We start from the raw sequence: 19,165 nt of genomic DNA on the forward strand, positions 1-19,165 counted from the left end.
CTCACACCATCATCTTGATGGGTTCAGCAACTGATTTTTCGACTTCATTGGCTGGACGAATTTGGCCGCGTTCTTGGATAAAGACAATGTTATTGTCGGTTTTTTCGCTGTTAACGAAGGTGCGGAAGCGTTTTAATGCGTCTTCATCGTTGAGGGTGCGTTTCCATTCGCACTCGTAAGCATCAATTACATGAGCCATTTGGCTTTCGAGTGTTTCATTCAATGCTAGATGATCGTCGATGATCACTTTTCTGAGGTAGTCTAAACCACCTTCGAGGTTCTCCATCCAGACGGATGTACGCTGTAAGCGTTTACCGGTTTTGATATAAAACATCAGAAAGCGATCGATATATTTAATCAGGGTTTCTTTATCTAAATCGGTAACAAATAGATCACCGTGGCGAGGTTTCATGCCGCCGTTACCACACAGATAAAGGTTCCAGCCTTTTTCCGTGGCTATTATTCCAACATCTTTGCTCTGTGCTTCAGCACATTCGCGTGTGCAGCCTGATACACCAAATTTGATTTTATGCGGTGCTCGCAAGCCTTTGTAACGGTTCTCAAGCTCAATAGCGAGGCCAGCACTATCATCTACACCATAGCGGCACCAGGTACTACCAACGCAAGATTTAACTGTACGTAGAGACTTACCGTAAGCGTGGCCGGTTTCCATTCCGGCATCAATTAGCTCTTTCCAGATAGTCGGTAGTTGCTCAAGGCGTGCACCAAACAGGTCGATACGTTGCCCACCAGTAACCTTGGTATAGAGGTTATATTTTTTACCTACCTGCCCGATGGCAATAAGTTGGTCGGGTGTAATCTCACCACCAGGTACACGAGGCACCACCGAGTAGGTGCCGTCTTTTTGCATGTTGGCCATAAAGGTGTCGTTGGTATCTTGTAAACCAACATGTGGCGTATCAAGAATGTACTCATTCCAACAGGATGCCAGTAATGAGCCAACTAACGGTTTACAGATCTCACAACCATGACCTTGGCCATGTGCGCTGAGTAAGCTCTCAAATGTTTTGATCTCTTCTATGCGGATAATGTTGTATAGATCTTCGCGGGTATAGGCAAAGTGCTCGCAGATGTCTGTACACACTTCAACACCGCGCTGCTCTAACTCATAATTGACAAGATCGGTTAGCAACTGATTACAACCACCGCAACCAGAAGCTGCTTTCGTGTCAGCTTTAACGTCGCACACGGTTTGTGCACCTGCTTCAATTGAGCAGAAAATGGCACCTTTGGTTACATCATGGCATGAGCAGATATGTGCCGTATCTGGGAGCGCGCTAACACCTAAACCGGTTTCTGCATCGTCCCCACCAAAGTTAGGTACGATTAATGTTTCGGGGTTAGCAGGTAATTTTATTCCGTTGAGCGCGTACTGCAGTAAGGTACCATAGTCATTGGCCTCGCCTACCAAAATAGCACCGAGTAATTCATTGCCGGTTTCTGATACGACAATCTTTTTATAGATACCGTTTACTTGGTCATTATAGGTATAGTTGAGCGCCCCTTTGGTATGGCCGTGTGCATCGCCGATACTCGCAACATCAATGCCCATCAGTTTAAGTTTGGTGCTCATGTCGGCACCAAGGAACTGTTTTTCTCCACCAATAAGCTGCTCGACTACCACTTTTGCCATGGTATAGCCGGGTGCAACCAGTCCGTATATGCGGCCATTCCATAGAGCACATTCGCCAATAGAGTAAATTTTCTCATCGGATGTTTGGCAGTTATTATTGATCACGATACCGCCACGCTCACCGACCTCAAGGCCACACTCGCGTGCCAAGTTGTCGCGTGGGCGTATGCCCGCAGAGAAGAGAATCAGGTCTGTTTCTAATACTTCACCATCAGCAAATTCCATTCGGTGGAAAGCATCGTCACCATCGACAATTTGTTGGGTGTTTTTACCGGTATGTACTTGTACACCGAGATCTTCAATTTTTCTGCGTAGAAGGTCACCACCGCCCTCATCTAGCTGTACAGCCATTAAGCGGGGTGCAAATTCAACGACGTGTGTTTCTAGCCCTAAGTCTTTGATCGCTTTAGCCGCTTCTAAACCCAGTAGACCACCGCCTACAACAACTCCGGTTTTAGCACCGCTTGCTGATGCTTTAATCGCCTCAAGATCTTCAATTGTGCGATAAACCAAGCAATGTTCACGGTCATGCCCGGGAACAGGGGGAACAAAAGGAAAAGAACCTGTAGCAAGCACCAGCTTGTCGTAGAAGAGGGTCGTGCCTTTGTTCGTATGCACACGTTGTGTGTCTCGATCGATAGAGATAACCGCTTCACCAATCAGAACGTTTAAACCCCAGCTTTGGTACTCTTCAATATGCCCCATCGCTAGATCATCTGCGGTGGCACCACTAAAGTAGCTGCTAAGATAAACACGGTCATAAGCTAAGCGAGGCTCTTCACAGAAGACGGTTACATTGAACTGCTCCATTTGGCCGCTATCGGCAAGGCTTTGAAGGAATTGGTGTCCTACCATTCCGTTACCAACAACAACGAGGTTTTGCTTGTTCATAGGGTGGCTCCTGTCAGCGCACTATGTGGCTGATTTTCTGTATCTGAAAAGAAATGATCTGCCGATTCACAAGATGGTGTATCGGTTGTCTGTTGAAGGCTTGAACAAAACGCTTGTCCAAACAGTAAGGTTGGTAGTAGGTGGTTTACATTTATCTGTTGCTCTAATAGTTCGAAGTACCAGTTGCCGTCTTGTACATCGCCGAATAACACGATGCCAACAATGTGTTGGTTTCTGATAATAAGTTTGCGATAGACGCGGCGTGTTTCATCTTGAAGGACGAAAACACGGTCTTGCTGTAAGCCATCAACTTCCCCTGCTGAGAACAGATCGATACCGGATATTTTTAGTTTGGTGGGTGTGGCGGTTGTGCTGTAATCGGACTGCACATTAAAGACTAAACGGTCCGCCAGGATACGTGCCTGGTCCCATATAGGAGCGACTAAGCCGAATGTTTCGCCACGATGCTCTATACACTCGCCTAATGCGCTAATCTGCTTATCTGATGTGACCAACTGATCGTTTACAACGATACCGCGTGCGACCTCTAAAGAGGCTGCTTTTGCCAAAAGAGTATTGGGTGTGATGCCTATGGCAACAATGGCTAAGTCTGCATCGAGTGTTTTGCCACTCTTTAATGTGATGCTGCTAAGCGCTTCACTTTGAACACAAGCGATGCCATGAAAAGCCTCTACTTCGGTATTAAGTAAAGTTTCTATACCGCGCTCTTGTAACGAAAGGCGTAACATCTCGGCAGAGCGGGCATCCAGTTGTCGATTCAGAAGATGCTCAGCGCGATGAATAACGGTCGTTTTAATGCCTTTTACAGCTAAGCCGTAAGCGGCTTCAAGGCCAAGTAAACCGCCACCAATGACAACAGCATGCTTGGATGATTGTGCGCTTGCTATAATGGAATCAACATCTTCGAGTGTTCTGAAATCAAAAATGTTGTTGAGGTGCTGGCCATTGGCAGAAATGCTTGTTGGGCGGGAGCCTGTAGCAAAGACCAGTTGATCGTAAGTGATCTCAGTACCTGCACTGCTCAATAAACGTTGCTTGCTACGGTCGATAGAAACAATTCGTTCGCCCGAATAAAGGGTGATGTTGTGCTCTGCATACCACTCGTGTGAGTTAAGCACTATCTCATCTTTTGATACCTCACCTGCTAATAGTGGCGATAGCATAATGCGGTTGTAATTGGGATGAGGCTCTTCGCCAAACACAGAGATTTTGAAACGTTCTGGCTGGCGACGAATGATTTCATCAAGAAGTCTGCTTCCTGCCATACCGCTACCGATAATCACTAAATGTGGCTGTGTCATCGCTAATCTCCAGAATAAAAAAAGGCGCTCAACTCAATACATCAATGTGATGATTGAGAAGAACGCCATTGTTCAGAGCACAAGGCTCAAAGTTAAATTGTGGTTAACGCTTTTTATACTTGTCTAGATATAAGCGAATAGTGTGCCAATCTAATTATTTTTAATAAAATCATATAGTTAATATTTTTTATGCACATGTAGGCACTATTGTTTTATGTGCGGTGCACCAAAAGAATATTGATTCGATGCAGTAAGATCGCTTTTGGTGCGTGGCAGGCTTGGCGTAGCACTAGATTGGCCTGTTAGTAAGCACTAGTTGAGAGAGAGTTGTAGTAGGTTGATTATGAAGAGCAGTGCAGCAATACCTTGCCAAAAGCGAATAGGATGCTTTTCGAGCAGTGGCTGTTTTAATATCCCGGCCTCTAGGTGGCGGTTCGGTATGGTGAGGTCCTGCATAAATTCTGAAAAGGCGTTATAACGGTGCACTGGGTTAGGCTGTAGTGCTTTTTTTAAACAGGCTTCAATCCAGACAGGAAGCTGTTTGCGATGATGAGTACTGGGGATGTAGTCGAGATCGCAGTAGTTGGCTAGTACCGCTTGTTTTGCATCGGCTTCTTTGTAGGGCAAAGTCCCTGTCAGCATCTCATATACAATCACCGCTAATGAGTAAAGATCTGATTTAAAGCTACCAGACTCACCCACTAAATACTCGGGAGCAATATAGTTAACGCTGCCTTGAGGAACCGATTTATCTAAGGGGGAGTTGATCTCTTCTGAGCCTGCAACAAGGACGGTGCCAAAATCTAGAATCTTTATTTGGCCGTCATTGTTGATCATGATGTTTTCTGGCTTAAGATCTTGATGGATCATATCCTTACGCTGGAAGGCACGTAAGCCACTGATTATTTGGCGTGTCCATTGGCGGACTTGATCAATAGACGGTGCGGGGTTGTCGTGCATCCATTGGCGCAAGTTAGTCCCTTCAATATATTCGCCTAAGTAATACATAAAACGTTTAGGGCGCTTAGGGCGATATGTTTTCATCACATGAGCATGATCTAGTGTTAGTCCAACCCATTCTTCACGAATAAACCCATCCAGATAAACAAGATCTTCTGAAAAGTTTTCAGAGGGAGCTTTTAAAATAAATAGCTCAGCTGACTCTACGTCTTTCACCAAGTACATATGGCTGCGCGTGCCACTAAAAATAACGCTTAATACTTCGTAGCCATCAATATTGTTTTCAGGCTTAAGAACCGGTGGAATAGGCAATTGTGTTAGGCGTTTGTGCGATTCATCTAACGTCTCTAATGGTAATTGAGCCACCTCTACAATTAATGCAGTGAGGTTATCATCACTGCCATTCTCGTAGGCTTCATCGACAACCTGTTGTGCGATATCTTCGACGCTTTTTGAGCGGTTGCCCAATAGCTGTTTGATTCTGGCTAAAGGTAAGTGGCCATGTACGCCGTCGGTCGTCAGTAATAAACGGTCATGCTGATTTAAGACACGTTTAAAGAAATCGACCTCTAAGTGCGAGTCAGCACCTAAAGCGCGAGATAAGTATTCATCGTTTTTAGTGGTTAAGACATGGTCAGAGGTTAGCTGCTCTAGCTCGCCATCACATAGATGGTAAATGCGCGAGTCACCCACATGAAAGCAAAACACGGTAGATGATTTAACCACAACAGCAGAAAAGGTAGTGAGCATGCTTTCGCGGTGCTCCATTCGGCTTTGGTTTTCATGATAGAGCCATCGGTTTAGGCCGGTGAGTACGCGTGAGGCAGAATGCCCAACACTCCAGCTAGGAGGCGTGCTTAAGTAATCCTCAATAAAGCCTGTGACGGCTGTTTGGCTAGCAATATGGGAGTCTTCGCAACTGCTAACGCCGTCAGCAATGGCTGCAGCGGCGCCTTTATATTGGCGTTCGGTACCCGAAGGATGAGAGGCCGCAAATGCGTCTTGATTTAGCGCTTTTTTTCCTTTGGTTGAATACCCACCAAAGCGAACTTCTAGCTGCTTACTCATTTACGGCTCCCATCTATTACTGCTTTCTTAAACCATCGAAGTTAAATACACGAGTATTAATCAGTTCACTTGAATAAGTTCAACGCTGCCATCTTCATTTACTTCAGCCATATGGCCTTTAGGCTCTTTGAGAAACAGCAAGGTCACAAAGCCTAGTACGGCAGTAGCAGCAATCACAGAGAAGAAGGTTGAGTAATCAACCATCGACAAGACGGTTAGATAAAACACTGCACCAACGTTTCCGTAAGCACCGGTCATACCCGCAATCTGGCCTGTTAAACGGCGTTTGATTAAGGGCACTACGGCAAATACTGCGCCTTCGCCTGCCTGTACAAAGAAAGAGCAGGCCATGGCTGCAATAACTGCCAGTGCTAAAGGCCAGCTGCTATCAATAGTAGACATAACGGCATAGCCAGCAGCTAAACCTGCTGTGAGAATTAACAAGGTCTTTTTTCGACCAAATCGGTCGCTGATCCAACCGCCACCAGGGCGAGACATCAGGTTCATAAATGCATATGCAGAGGCAAGTAATCCGGCATAGACCATGTCGAGTGCAAAAACATCAGAGAAAAACAGCGGCAGCATTGATACCACGGCAAGTTCAGAGCCAAATGTCGCAAAGTAAAGTACGTTTAATACCGCCACTTGTTTAAAGGCATAGCGCTGTACTTCGGGTACAGGTGTATGGAAAATCTCTTTATTAACGTCATATGCGCTGTAGCAATCGTAAATGAAGATAGCGGCCAATATAAGGTAGATGCTTAGTGCCGCTGTATCTGAAAGAATCGACACGCCCGCAGGAGATAGTTTCCATGTTAATAGTGAAAGCGCCGCATACAATGGGATTTTCATAATCAGCAAAAATACAAAGTCAGCTTTACTTGTGACTTCTAACCCACCAATACGTTTTGGTTTGAAGTAGGTAGAGCCTTTAGGGGTATCAGTAACATTTTTATACCAAATAAAGCTGAATATCAGACTAAACAAGCCAGAGAGACCTACGGCATAACGCCAGCCATCGTCACCACCAAAGATAAGCGCCAGTGTAGGTAGGCTCATTGCAGCAGCGGCAGAACCGAAGTTACCCCAACCACCGTAAACACCTTCCGCTGTACCTAGTTCATTGGCAGGGAACCACTCACTTACCATTCGAATACCGACAACAAAGCCTGCACCAATAAACCCTAAGAAAAAGCGGGAAATCGCTGCTTCAGCGAAGTTTGTGGACAATGCAAATGCAAAGCAAGGAATGCTGGCAAGAAACAGCAAGGCCGCATAGGTAATACGCGGACCATATTTGTCGGTCAACATACCGATGATAATACGTGCCGGAATAGTGAGCGCGACATTGAGAATCAGCAAGGTTTTGATCTCAGACTTAGTCAACCCGAGGGATTCAGCAATCATGCCGAGTAGGGGCGCGTGGTTAAACCACACAAAGAAGGTGATAAAAAAGGCGATCCAGCTGAAATGCAGGATCTTCATCTTTCCGCCGAAAGATAGCAGGTTAAACGATTTTTCCTGAGTCATAGTCATTTTCCGCCTGTTAAAAAAAGAAAAGGCGCCAACAAACCGAAAGGGTGAGATCCCGGTTGTTGGCGCCTTTGCCTGAAAAAACATTGTTTTAAAATGGTTTATAAATATGTATTAGCTTCTTTGGAATACAATGCAGTGAGTGTGCCAACTTAATAAAGGATCTGTTTTATAGGGGCTAGCGTGAGATTATAAAGATAAAGAGGACGTGAAATTTACTAAAAACATGCCCTCTTTGGTGCGGTGCACAAATGTGGTGCCGTATGTTTAAGAGTGGCCTCTAGTTATGCTATTACTTTGCTTGCCCAATACAGCAATAATGCTTTTAGCAACCTCACTGAGTGGTTTTTGTTGATCCATCGCCATTTTCTGTAAGGCTTTAAATGCTTGGCTTTCTGCGCAATGGTTGTGCTTCATGATAAGCCCTTTAGCTTTTTCGATAAGCTTACGCTCTGCTAATTCCGCCCGTGCTTGATCAAGTTCATTATGCGCGTGCCTGAGCGCATCGTGCATTGCTTGTAATTCTTCAAAGCGAGCCACTGCCACATCAACAATGTGCTTAATCCTATGTGGCTCAAGCCCATCCACTACGCAGGCGCTCACGCCCGTGCGAATGGCTTGTTCGGTCATTTGTTGGTTACCTTGTTCTGCAAAGATAACGATAGGGCGTGAGCAGTGCTCGGCCATCAATGCGATATTTTCTAGATCAGCTTTATCGAGGGAAGTAAGACTGATGATGACAAGGTTGGGTTGTAACGCATTGGCCTTATCTGCCAAATATTGAGTTGACGTAAGCTCTTCTACAATGTCGTACCCTTGCTCACGTAAAGGGCGCAGTAGAGTGTTCTCTAGCTCGCTCTCACGCGCAATGTTTTCATTAATGACAAGCACGGTTAATCTGCTTTTCAAATGGATCACCTGCTTTAGTAATGAATATTTCTTAGATATTTAGCAAGTTACGGGCCAGTCTTTGTTTTAAATGTAAGGAACTCTCATGGACTTGGCATGGCAAGGGTTGGCAGGCAGCTGTATAATGCCGCTTTATTTTCGTATTCTTTTGGCAACCACGTTAGCTTTGGCAGGAACATAATGACCGTACGTACTCGCGTTGCGCCTTCTCCAACAGGCGATCCGCATGTAGGCACAGCCTATATTGCACTTTTTAATCTGGCGTTTGCTCGCCAGCACGGTGGGCAGTTTATCTTACGTATAGAAGACACCGACCAAACGCGCAGTACGGGCGAATCGGAACAGAAGATCTTAGATTCACTTCGCTGGTTAGGTCTTGAGTGGGATGAAGGCCCAGATGTAGGTGGCCCACATGGCCCTTACCGCCAGAGTGAGCGTAAAGGTATGTATGCCCAGTATGCACACGACCTAGTAGAAAAAGGCCATGCATTTCATTGCTACCGTACCTCAGAAGAGCTGGACGAACTACGTACTGCTCGCCGTGCTGCTGGTGGACACACCGCACTAAAACAAAGTGACTTAGCGTTACCTGCTGATGAAGTAGAAAAGCGCAGAGCTGCGGGTGCACCGTTTGTTATTCGTATGGTTGTGCCTGAAGGCGAGGGTGTTTGTGTCGTTGATGATTTGCTGCGTGGCACTATCGAATTGGAGTGGGGCATGGTCGATGCACAGATCCTGCTTAAATCTGATGGTATGCCGACTTACCATTTAGCTAACGTCGTTGATGATCATCTCATGGAGATCACACATGTGATCCGTGGTGAAGAGTGGATTAACTCGGCTCCTAAGCACAAATTGCTGTATCAGTACTTTGGCTGGGAAATGCCGGTTCTGTGCCACATGCCATTATTGCGTAACCCAGATAAGTCCAAGCTATCTAAGCGTAAAAATCCAACCAGTATCTTGTATTACCAGCGTATGGGTTATATGGCAGAAGCACTGCTGAATTACCTCGGCCGTATGGGGTGGTCGATGCCGGATGAGAGCGAAAAATTCAGCCGTGAAGAGATGTTCTCCAATTTTGATATTACGCGTGTCTCTTTAGGCGGCCCGGTTTTTGATCAAGAAAAACTTAGCTGGCTTAACGGTGTATGGCTACGTGAAGACCTTAACCCAGAGCAGTTTGCTGCTAAATATCAGGAGTGGGCACTTAATCCACAGTACTTGATGCAGATTTTGCCACTGATCCAGCAACGTGTAGAAAAGTTCTCTGATGTAGCACCGCTAGCGGGCTTCTTCCTATCGGGTATGTTACCGATTAAAGAATCAGACTTTGAACACAAAAGCGTAACGCTAGATGATGCTAAGCGCATTTTGCAATTTAGTGTTTGGTTCTTGGATACAGAAAGCAACTGGGATAAAGACCACCTGTTCGCACAGCTCAAACAGCTAGCAGAGCAGATGGGCTACAAGCTACGTGACTTCTTGTTCCCGTTGTTTATCGCCATTGCGGGTACTAACCAAACGGTTTCTGTCATGGACTCTATGTCGATTCTTGGCCCAGATATGAGCCGTGCGCGTTTGCGCCACGCGGTTAATCTATTGGGCGGCCCATCGAAGAAAGAAGCAAAACGATGGGAAAAAGAGTTTAGAGAGGTTGTTGCTGGTATCGAGTAGCTAGCAATAGATAAAGTAAACGATAGATAAATCAAAGGCCTGCCATTGCAGGCCTTTTTTATATCTGCTTGGTTGAACTCTGCGCTCAAGTAGTTGACGTATTTCAGCTGCGGTTTGATTACAAAAAATCTTAGCTGCGTATGGCTAGTAACCTGTGAATAAGAAGATGAGAACAGATGTCGTTATAGCAATAAACAAGGTTTGCACACCACTGCGTAACCAAGATGTACCAGCGATTCGACCCAGAAAAACACCCAGCAGGAAAACAATAATCAAGGCTAAAATAATGGCTAGAAAAAGAGGTGAAATCGGTAATACAACTCCTGCATGAGTCAATAGCAGAGGGCTAAGGATCACTAACGAAATGAATAGCGGTGCTGATCCATTCACCAGTGCAATCATGATAGGCACCCAGCGGGCTGCTTCAGAATGTGCAGATTCCTGTAAATCCTCCAGCATAGCTTCTTCCAGCTTAAGAAGAGCACGCCGTCTTTCGGCCAGCTCACTAATGTAAGCGCTGCTCACGCCGCTCACACCTAAAGCAATGGAGGCACCTAAACACGCGTTAATGGTAATGCTTAGTTGGGTAGAAGCGCTGAACTGGAAACCAAGAATCATTCCGAGCATAGTTAACGCACCGTCAAAACCATTCACAACAAAATATCGCCGTGCAATCCCTTGAGAGCGTGTGATGTTTAACAGAAATTCAGCTCTTGTGAAAATATTCATAAGCGTCAGCTGTTTGGCTCGTTTTTAACTTCGACCTCATCGATGCTGTGCAAGGCGCCACCCATTTTATTAATCACATCTTGCAGAAGATCAAAATCAATCAGCGCTGCTTCAACCGATACTTCCAGTGACTCAGTTTTTTCATCGACAGCGATCACTGTTACGTTAACGGTACTGCCTTCAATAACAGCGCTTAATGCTTGGCAAAACTCAAGCGCGTTAGGGTGATGAGGCTTTAAAACATCAAGTACTACTCTTTTAACAGCGATCATAAAGAGGCCCTCTGTCTGTTCTTTTTATTGGTTCCTTAACTCATCTTGCCTAAAAGTGGCGCATAGGTCACTGCCTTACATCATAAGTTAGTGATATAGAGGCCGCAGCAGAAAGGATAAAACGATAGGTTCTAGGTGAGTATCTACATTCGTTGATGTCATGTTTTGATGGTAGGCGCCCCAATAGATTGAATCGCTTAGATAAAGCCTAAAAATGTGTTTGACATTAATGTGAAATATGGGATGATACGCGTCGTTTCAAAGCGCACTTATTTTACTCCCCCAAGTGTGTTTAAAGATGGGGCCTTAGCTCAGCTGGGAGAGCGGTTCGCTGGCAGCGAACAGGTCAGCGGTTCGATCCCGCTAGGCTCCACCATCTAAAGCAGTTTTCTCGTTACTCTCAGAGTCTTTACATATGTCTTCTTTCGTTTTGTGCTGCACCTGTTATATCTAGGTTGTAATGAACGAAAAATTCCGAACTATGTATTGTCTTAAAAATGGCACTGATTAAGTCTTTCTCAAGTTGTCTACTGCGCTCTACCTGGTTATCGCATTAGAGGGACATAAGTAGCCGCAGATCGTATAATCCAATAAACCTGTCCTCTTTATTATCAGAATGTAATGATGTTGCAATAGCGGGAACACAGTGACTTTACCCGCGTTATGAGATGCCCTTATGAAAAAGCCATTGACCCAAGAAACCTCACCAACTGTCGAGACGCTTGATGATCTAGCAACGCTGGCAAACTACTCGCTCATGGATACTCTCAACCCCGATCCTGATGCGAAAGCAAACGGTGTCGATCATGCGCCGCGGCAGGTCTTTTCGGGGCATTATGTTCCCGTCAAGCCTACGCCAATAAAAGACCCTGAGTACGTTACGCATAGCAAGGACTTCTTTAGCGAACTAGGCTTTACAGACAGTCTGGCGCAGTCAGATGATTTTGTTCGAATGTTCTCTGGTGATATCTCACAGGTGCCTGCACCGATGCGTAAGGTCGGTTGGGCTTGTGGTTACGCGCTTTCTATCTTTGGAACCGAATACTACCAGCAGTGCCCGTTCCAAACGGGTAACGGATACGGTGACGGACGTGCCGTTTCCGTGCTTGAGGCCGTTATCAAGGGTAAACGTTGGGAGATGCAGCTCAAAGGAGGCGGCCGTACACCATATTGTCGCGGAGGGGATGGCCGTGCTGTCCTGCGATCAAGTATCCGGGAGTTTCTGGCACAGGAATATATGCACGCACTTGGGGTGCCAACGTCACGGTCTTTGAGTTTGTTCGTGTCTAAAACAGAGAAGGTTCAGCGGCCGTGGTACTCACCGGGTTCGCGCTTGCAAGACCCAGACAGAATGATATCGGAGCCTGTTGCTATCTCGACGCGTGTCGCGCCGTCGTTCATTAGGGTCGGGCAACTCGAACTTTTTGGTCGCCGTGCCCGTAAGCAAGAGCATCCAAAAGCGATGGAGGAGCTCGAAAAGATTGTTTTGCACTTGGTCGATCGTGAGTACGCTAACGTTATCGATAATAAGCTACCCACCGCCGAAAAAGTGGTGTTGCTTGCGCGTGAGTTTCGTAGCCGCCTTGCTTCGCTTGTTGCTAACTGGATTCGTGTTGGTTATTGCCAGGGCAACTTTAACGGTGATAATTGCGCCGCAGGAGGTTTTACTCTCGACTACGGCCCGTTCGGGTTTTGTGAAGAGTTCGACCCGCAATTTCAACCTTGGACGGGTGGCGGGCAGCACTTCTCGTTTCTTAACCAGCCTATAGCTGCGGAACGTAACTTCCACATGTTTTGGGCAACACTACGGCCGTTGCTGGCATCGCAGCCGGACTCTTTGCAACAGCTCGACGAGATACGCAGTGGTTTTGCAGATGAGATGCAAATGAGAATGGAAGCAATGTGGGCTGCCAAGCTTGGGCTTGGCGCTTTTCATGCAAATTTGTTCAGCGAACTCGAAACACTTATGGTGCAAACGCCTGTTGATTACACCGTCTTCTTTCGTGAGCTATCGAATGTGCCTAACGACATTAGCACACTGCAAAAAAGCTTCTATATAGGAGCAGCGTATGAGTCCGACCCCGAAGGGATGGGTAAACGCTGGTCAGAATGGCTGACACAATGGAAGTCGCTCATCACCAGTGGGCATTATGCTCAGTCCTGTTCCCGTGAAGAGCTCTCTAAACAGATGAAACTCGTTAACCCAAAATACAGTTTGCGAGAGTGGTTCGTTGTGCCCGCGTATCAGCAAGCAGCCGCAGGGAACTACTCCCTAGTGAGAGAACTGCAAGAAGTTATGACGCAGCCATATGCTGAGCAATCGAAAGAGGTTGAAGATAAATATTATAGACTGAAGCCGCCGGAGTTCTGTGAACTCGGTGGCGTGTCACACTATAGCTGTTCATCGTGAGTTATCAGGTCTTTAGATAATACGGTGATAAACATAGACTGGAGTAAAAAGATTGAATCACATCACATTGCTTGATGGGGGCATGGGGCAAGAGCTATTACGCAGAAGCTCTCGTGCAACTACACCTCTTTGGTCTGCCGATATTATGTTGCATGAGCCAACGCTGGTTCGAGATTTACACCTTGATTTTATTAAGAGTGGAGCCCGAGTCATCACGCTCAATACCTATACGGCAACACCGCAGCGCCTTGCCCGTGAAAATGAGCTTGCTCAATTAAAGAACCTTCATCGGTCTGCTATGGATGCAGCCTTAGGTGCAGTACAGCTAGCCGAGTCTAATGATGTTGCAATAGCGGGGTGTTTGCCGCCGTTAGTCGCAAGTTATCGCCCAGATGTATCGCTATCGTATGAGGATTCACTTGATGCTTATCGTCGTCTTGTTGAGTTGCAAGCACCTGCCAGTGACCTTTTCTTGTGTGAAACTATGGCTTCAATAAATGAGGCGCGCGCAGCTTGTACAGCGGCAATGGAAAGTGGCAAGCCCGCATGGGTAGCACTAACAGTCAGTGATTTTCATCCGGGGCAGCTACGTAGTGGCGAGTCACTAAATGAAGCGCTGCAAGTACTCGAATCTTTGGGGGCCGATGCGATCCTATTAAATTGCAGCCACCCCGAGGCTATTAATGGTTGTTGGCCTCAGTTGCGTAGCGTAGATAAGAAGATTGGTGCTTATGCCAATGGCTTTGTTTCGGTAGGACCGCTGCTGCCGGGTGGCACTGTTGAGCAGCTAGAAGTGCGCCAAGACTTGAGCCCACAACAGTACGCTGAATATGCTATGGGTTGGGCAAGAGGTGGAGCATCGATTATTGGTGGCTGCTGCGAGATTGGCCCAGCACACATAAAAGCGCTGCATGAAAGTTTGTGCAGTGAAGGATTTCTCTAAACTAGAACCCATAGCCAGTTAGGCTTACATAGCCTCAAGCCATTTAGTCTTGTCTCAGAAGCCCGCTTATTGCGGGCTTTGTTGTTTTCTGTGTTCAATGTTGTCTGTTTAGTGGCTCCCAAAGAATGTAGTGGAGGCACATAGCGCTTACAAATCTAAAAATTAAGCATGCATGAAGGGCGTTTTTTAAGAGTACTGCTATACTTTGAATTATGTATTTCACCTACATATAGTGAGGTGTTTTTGATCGGTTAACTCACAAAGTAATTTAGTCGATGTACGTTATGTTGGGGCAATCTCTTAAGTAGGTGTGTGGAGTTAATTAGTCAGCTTAATAGTATAAGTTGACGGCATATTGGGTTAGGTGTTTTACGAATAGTGTTCAATACAGCTAATACTGGTGGGCAATTTTCATCGCTAAATTAAGTATTAAATATAACCATATTTATAGCATGCTCTAAAAAATCATTATAAAAATAAATAAAGTCTATCCTCTGCGATTGAGATATCTGAATGAAAATTAAAAATAGAATTGCCTTAGCTACCGGTGCATGTCTTACGCTTTCTTCCGTTATTTTATTAAGCGTTGTTGCTTGGAAAAATAATGAAGTAGAAGCCCAAACAGTAGCTCTGGTTAGCCAAGAACTAACAGATAAAGCTCGTGAACAACTATCTACCTTGTCTGATGCTCAAGCAGGAAAAACTGCAGCCGAGCTGAATAAAGCGCTATATGTTGCTAAGAGCATGGCAGACACTATGGGTAGTTTCATCAGCCAAAATGGACGAGATACTCAGCGGCAACCTTTTTATGAATATACCAAAGACGTCCTTGAGCAAAACACGAACGTCATGGGAACCTATATTGCGTGGAAAAAGAATGCGGTAGATGGTAAAGATCAAGATTTTATCGGTAACAAGCATACTTTTGAAAACGGGCAATTTGCACCCTATTGGTTTCGTAATGGTGATGGCAGTTTAGGTTATCGACCGTTAAACCTTACAAAAGTTTATGCAGATATAGAAAAAGGAAGTACCGATTCTGCATGGTATACCTGCCCTTTGGAGACAACTAAAACTTGCTTAGCCGAGCCTTATTCGTGGGAAGCGGGGGGGCGTACCATTGTCGGCACATCGATTACCTTGCCAGTGTTAGTTGATGGCAAAGTTAAAGGTATTACAGGCATTGATATGGAGCTTAGTTTTTTAAGCAAGCTGGTAAACGAAGCAGATCAATCACTTTACTCTGGCCAAGGGCAAGTTCTATTGATCAGTAATACAGGGCTTGTCGCAGCCGATTCAGATGGACAGCACGCTCTTGCTAAAGTCTATCAAGGTGAGCTGAAAGAGCAGTTATTAACGTTAGTTGCCAATGGTGAGAAACAAATACTGCAAGCTGATGGGCACTTATGGGCAGTTCAACCTATTCGCCTTGATAGTGTTAATACTCCTTGGGCTGTTGTTATTAACTTGGATGAATCAGTCGTATTAGCGGGTGCGATCAAGACCCAGCAATCCATGTCTAAACAATTTAATGAAAGCCTAGTAACATCTATTATCATAGGTTTAATCATCACGGGCTTAGGTATCATCTTACTCACCATTATTGCTCAGAGTATCGCTGCTCCTATTCGTCGTGCAGCAGATATGATTAACCAACTCGTCTCCCACGATGGTGATCTTACACAACGACTGACATTGCAAAGAGATGATGAGGTAGGTGACTTAGCCAATGGTATTGATGCCTTTATCGAAAAGACCCATGTCATTGTCAAAGATATAGCCGCTGAGATGGTAAATGTTGAACGCTCAACCTGTCGAGCTTCTGATATATCTAGTAATAGTGCTCTAGGTATTGAGAAGCAACGGGCTGAAGTGGATCAGATTGCTGCAGCCATTACCCAGTTGGCTGCATCTGCTAGTGAAGTTGCGCAAATTGCGATAACCACTGCCGATTCATCCAGTGAAGCTAAAGGCTCTGTCGATAGTAGCGCCATGAATCTTGACGAGAGTACCAGCTCTATTCGTGAGCTTTCTGAACAGATTAGTAACACAACAGAGCTGATGGATCTGCTTGCTCAAGACAGTAACAATATCAGCCAAATCGTAGATGCTATTCAAGGTATTTCCGAACAAACTAACCTTTTGGCGCTAAACGCTGCGATTGAAGCGGCCCGTGCAGGTGAGTCTGGTCGAGGCTTTTCCGTTGTTGCCGATGAAGTGCGTAACCTGGCATCAAAAACACAACAGTCGACAGGAGAAATCCAGACACTGATCGATAAACTGCAGGGACGTGCTAAAAGTGCAGTGCATGCGATGCAAAAAGGGAATGAGCAATCAGGTAACTGCTTAGTATTGTCAGAAGAAGCCTCTCAACATTTGCAACATGTTGTTACAGCGATTTCTGAAATAGATAACATGACTACTCAAATGGCGAGTGTGGTTGAAGAGCAAAGAGCGGTTACAGAAGATATCACTCGTAACATTGTTAATATAAGTGATGAGACCAATTTAGTATCAGACGGTGTTGCTGAGGCTAACCAGGAAAGCCAATCACTGCTCAGTCTGGTGAAAAAACTGGAAAACCAACTGGGTCGCTTCCGCTACTAATGGTGTTAGTTGAGTAGATGATTTAGTAGTTGTAGCGTTTGCTCAACACACACGTTAAGCATTTTCCGCCCATCGGGCGGAAAATTCCTGAATGATTAATGTTTGTTAAAGTAGTCTATGCAGTCTTTTTCTGAAAGGGCTTTGCTGTGGTAGTAACCTTGAAAAATAGTGCAGCCTAGATCAACGAGCCTTTCTCGTTGTTCAATTGTTTCTACATATTCGGCAACAATGTCAATTTGTTGCGATCGACCAAGTTCGGCTATTGTATGGATAATATTTGAGTTGGCCTCATTTACAAGAACGTCAACAGTGAGTGATCCATCAATTTTAAGCGTGTGTACTTTAAATCTGCGCATATATAACAGTGACGAGTGACCCATTCCAAAATCATCCATCGCTAAACGTATTCCCATGTTAGATAATTTCGAAAGTGTTTCATTCACTGTGGGCGTATCGTAGATTGTATGAGATTCAGTGATTTCAAGTTCGATATCTTGCGGAGCTAAAGAATATTTTTGTAATGTATTTGAAATTAGGGTCGGCAGTTCTTTATCCAGTAGCTGTAATGGCGATATATTAATTGCCATGTTTATGTTGTAACCCAGAGTTTTCCAACGAGCCGTGCAGGCGCAAGCGTTTTCTATCACCCAGGCGCCTAGTCTGTTAATTTCGTTATTCTCTTCTGCTAAGTTTACAGCTAGTAATGGTGGTAAGTTGCCATGCCTTTCATGTTTCCATCGGAGCAGTGCTTCGACTCCGACAATTTGTCCTTTAATGTTGTGCTTTGGCTGGTAAGCTAAAGATAGCTTGTCATTTTCTAAATCAGACTTCAGTTCTGTTAATAGCCCTCTTGCAATCAGCCCTATATGGTCCTGTCGAACTGACACCGTTATTTTTTGCTCATTTGTCTGAATTACTTTTGCGGCCTTAGCAAAGGATACCTTTTGAAGTTGCAGGCGTTTTTTTTCAGCCTTTTTAACAAACGGAATGTATAGCAGGGTACCGATAACAATTTCTGTAAATTGAAACAAGGCGCCATGCCATGAACCGGTTATTATCCATCCTGAAATAATAGGAGGGGTGGTCCAAGGAATTGATATGGGTAGAAAAACTAAAAATCCCAGTTGAACCGACAGTACCGTTATCACACTGAACAGTACTGGTATTCCTATGAACGGGATTAAATAGGAAGGGTTAAGTACTAGTGGTAATCCATATAAAACGGGTTCGTTAATATTGAAGATCGAAGGTAGTATGGATATTTGAGCAATTTTTCTTTGTTGCCCTTCTTTCACAACTAGTGCTATCGCTATCAATAAACTCATAGTTGCACCGGCGCCACCGAGTAGCACAAAATTGTTTAGTAAAGGGCGTGATGCAAAGTTCTCGTTATAGGCTAATTGAGTTAAATCAAAAAAATCTCTGGCGTACGTATCTAATATGTAACCGCCATGAACGCCTAAGTACCAAAAAATTTGGTTAATTAATGTCACTAAGCTATTTAAAACTAGCGCAGAGTACTCACTATCTTGAAGTAGATTAATAACAGGGAGAAAAAGGTGTTCATCCAGTGGAGGGGTTTTAGAGAGTAATATAGAAATAACTAATATTAATAGGCCAGTAAATATAATAGGTACGCTCATTTTAATCGAATTATATACTGTTAAATCGGTATCGTATGGCATATCAAACCAATCTAGTGATCGACTTTTAATGACTGTAAATAATACCTCAGTGGTGACAATTCCAATAATAATGGCAGGTAATACGGAGCTCTGTCCCATAGCGTCATAGGTTAGTGAACCGGTGCCCTCTAAAAACAATATAAAGTTCATGAAAGCTGATATTCCAACCATCAAAGGTGAAATTTTACTGGCGCTAGGAAGGCTTGAGTTTAAACGTAAGGTAAGGTGAACAGAAACCGCAATCGCTAGAGCACAACTTAAAATGCCATGAGAAGAGTTGATGGCTATTTATAAGTGTTCAACCCAGGTGCTTCCAAATAAACCTATCATCAAGTCTTGATAGCCCTGATAAGGGAAGTGAAGCAGCAGGATTGAAATGACGCCAAAAAATGTTAGCGGTAATAGGGTGATGAAACCATCTCGGATGGAGTATAGCCATACAGAACCCCTGTTATTCGTCATACGATCCTTTTATGAAAACTAAATAAGAAAGGCTGTTTGAAAT

General features: G+C 44.8%; 13 protein-coding genes and 1 tRNA gene. 5 read left to right on the forward strand and 9 right to left on the reverse strand.

Translation table 11 applies throughout. The features are described 5' to 3' along the window. Position 1 precedes the first annotated feature (1 nt). From nirB to G511_RS0113965, 5 genes are all read right to left on the reverse strand, one after another. Complete coding sequence (gene nirB / locus G511_RS0113945; protein WP_028470170.1) at positions 2–2,545, reverse strand: nitrite reductase large subunit NirB; 2,544 nt, start codon at positions 2,543–2,545, stop codon at positions 2–4. Beyond that, entirely contained in the window at positions 2,542–3,867 is a 1,326-nt protein-coding gene (locus G511_RS22975; RefSeq protein WP_051222066.1) for an NAD(P)/FAD-dependent oxidoreductase, read from the reverse strand. The genes nirB and G511_RS22975 overlap by 4 nt, the downstream gene beginning before the upstream one ends. A 312-nt stretch (positions 3,868–4,179) precedes the next feature. Further along, the gene (locus tag G511_RS0113955) at positions 4,180–5,895 is read right to left on the reverse strand and encodes a bifunctional protein-serine/threonine kinase/phosphatase (RefSeq protein ID WP_028470171.1); all 1,716 of its coding nucleotides are present in this window, start codon (positions 5,893–5,895) and stop codon (positions 4,180–4,182) included. Between the two features lie 60 nt (positions 5,896–5,955). Beyond that, positions 5,956–7,425 (reverse strand): NarK family nitrate/nitrite MFS transporter, encoded by a 1,470-nt coding sequence (locus G511_RS0113960; RefSeq protein WP_028470172.1) that lies wholly within the window; start codon positions 7,423–7,425, stop codon positions 5,956–5,958. 270 nt (positions 7,426–7,695) lie between these two features. Continuing rightward, positions 7,696–8,337, reverse strand: a complete 642-nt coding sequence (locus G511_RS0113965) for an ANTAR domain-containing response regulator (RefSeq protein WP_028470173.1) — start codon at positions 8,335–8,337, stop codon at positions 7,696–7,698. Positions 8,338–8,517: 180 nt separating this feature from the next. Between G511_RS0113965 and gltX the strand changes: the two genes are divergently transcribed. Beyond that, positions 8,518–10,014 (forward strand): glutamate--tRNA ligase, encoded by a 1,497-nt coding sequence (gene gltX, locus G511_RS0113975; protein WP_028470174.1) that lies wholly within the window; start codon positions 8,518–8,520, stop codon positions 10,012–10,014. Positions 10,015–10,158: 144 nt separating this feature from the next. On the opposite strand, the gene G511_RS0113980 is transcribed toward gltX, so the two are convergent. Together G511_RS0113980 and G511_RS0113985 are read right to left on the reverse strand one after the other, a co-directional pair. After that, positions 10,159–10,743 carry a VIT1/CCC1 transporter family protein gene (locus G511_RS0113980; protein ID WP_028470175.1) on the reverse strand — a complete coding sequence of 195 codons (585 nt, stop codon included), beginning with the start codon at positions 10,741–10,743 and terminating at the stop codon, positions 10,159–10,161. A 5-nt stretch (positions 10,744–10,748) separates the two neighbouring features. Beyond that, complete coding sequence (locus tag G511_RS0113985; RefSeq protein ID WP_028470176.1) at positions 10,749–11,015, reverse strand: DUF211 domain-containing protein; 267 nt, start codon at positions 11,013–11,015, stop codon at positions 10,749–10,751. Positions 11,016–11,315: 300 nt separating this feature from the next. Between G511_RS0113985 and G511_RS0113990 the strand changes: the two genes are divergently transcribed. The 4 genes from G511_RS0113990 (at position 11,316) to G511_RS0114005 (ending at position 16,975) form a co-directional block, all read left to right on the forward strand. Next, positions 11,316–11,391 (forward strand) — tRNA-Ala (locus G511_RS0113990). Positions 11,392–11,691: 300 nt separating this feature from the next. Then, positions 11,692–13,425: a protein adenylyltransferase SelO gene (locus tag G511_RS0113995; protein WP_028470177.1), complete on the forward strand. Its 1,734-nt coding sequence runs from the start codon at positions 11,692–11,694 to the stop codon at positions 13,423–13,425. Positions 13,426–13,477: 52 nt separating this feature from the next. Further along, on the forward strand, positions 13,478–14,368 hold the full coding sequence (locus tag G511_RS0114000; RefSeq protein ID WP_028470178.1) for a homocysteine S-methyltransferase family protein: 891 nt from the start codon (positions 13,478–13,480) through the stop codon (positions 14,366–14,368). A 513-nt stretch (positions 14,369–14,881) separates the two neighbouring features. After that, on the forward strand, positions 14,882–16,975 hold the full coding sequence (locus G511_RS0114005; RefSeq protein ID WP_028470179.1) for a methyl-accepting chemotaxis protein: 2,094 nt from the start codon (positions 14,882–14,884) through the stop codon (positions 16,973–16,975). A gap of 95 nt (positions 16,976–17,070) precedes the next feature. Here the strand turns inward: G511_RS0114005 and G511_RS22980 are convergent, their stop codons facing one another. Continuing rightward, positions 17,071–18,948, reverse strand: coding sequence for an EAL domain-containing protein (locus G511_RS22980; protein ID WP_342664797.1), 1,878 nt, complete (start codon positions 18,946–18,948; stop codon positions 17,071–17,073). Next, the gene (locus tag G511_RS24395) at positions 18,949–19,122 is read right to left on the reverse strand and encodes a hypothetical protein (protein ID WP_156905222.1); all 174 of its coding nucleotides are present in this window, start codon (positions 19,120–19,122) and stop codon (positions 18,949–18,951) included. It lies immediately after the preceding gene. Positions 19,123–19,165 lie beyond the last annotated feature (43 nt).

The sequence above is a fragment of the Neptunomonas japonica DSM 18939 genome (assembly GCF_000422765.1).
In the GTDB taxonomy this organism is placed as follows: domain Bacteria; phylum Pseudomonadota; class Gammaproteobacteria; order Pseudomonadales; family Balneatricaceae; genus Neptunomonas; species Neptunomonas japonica.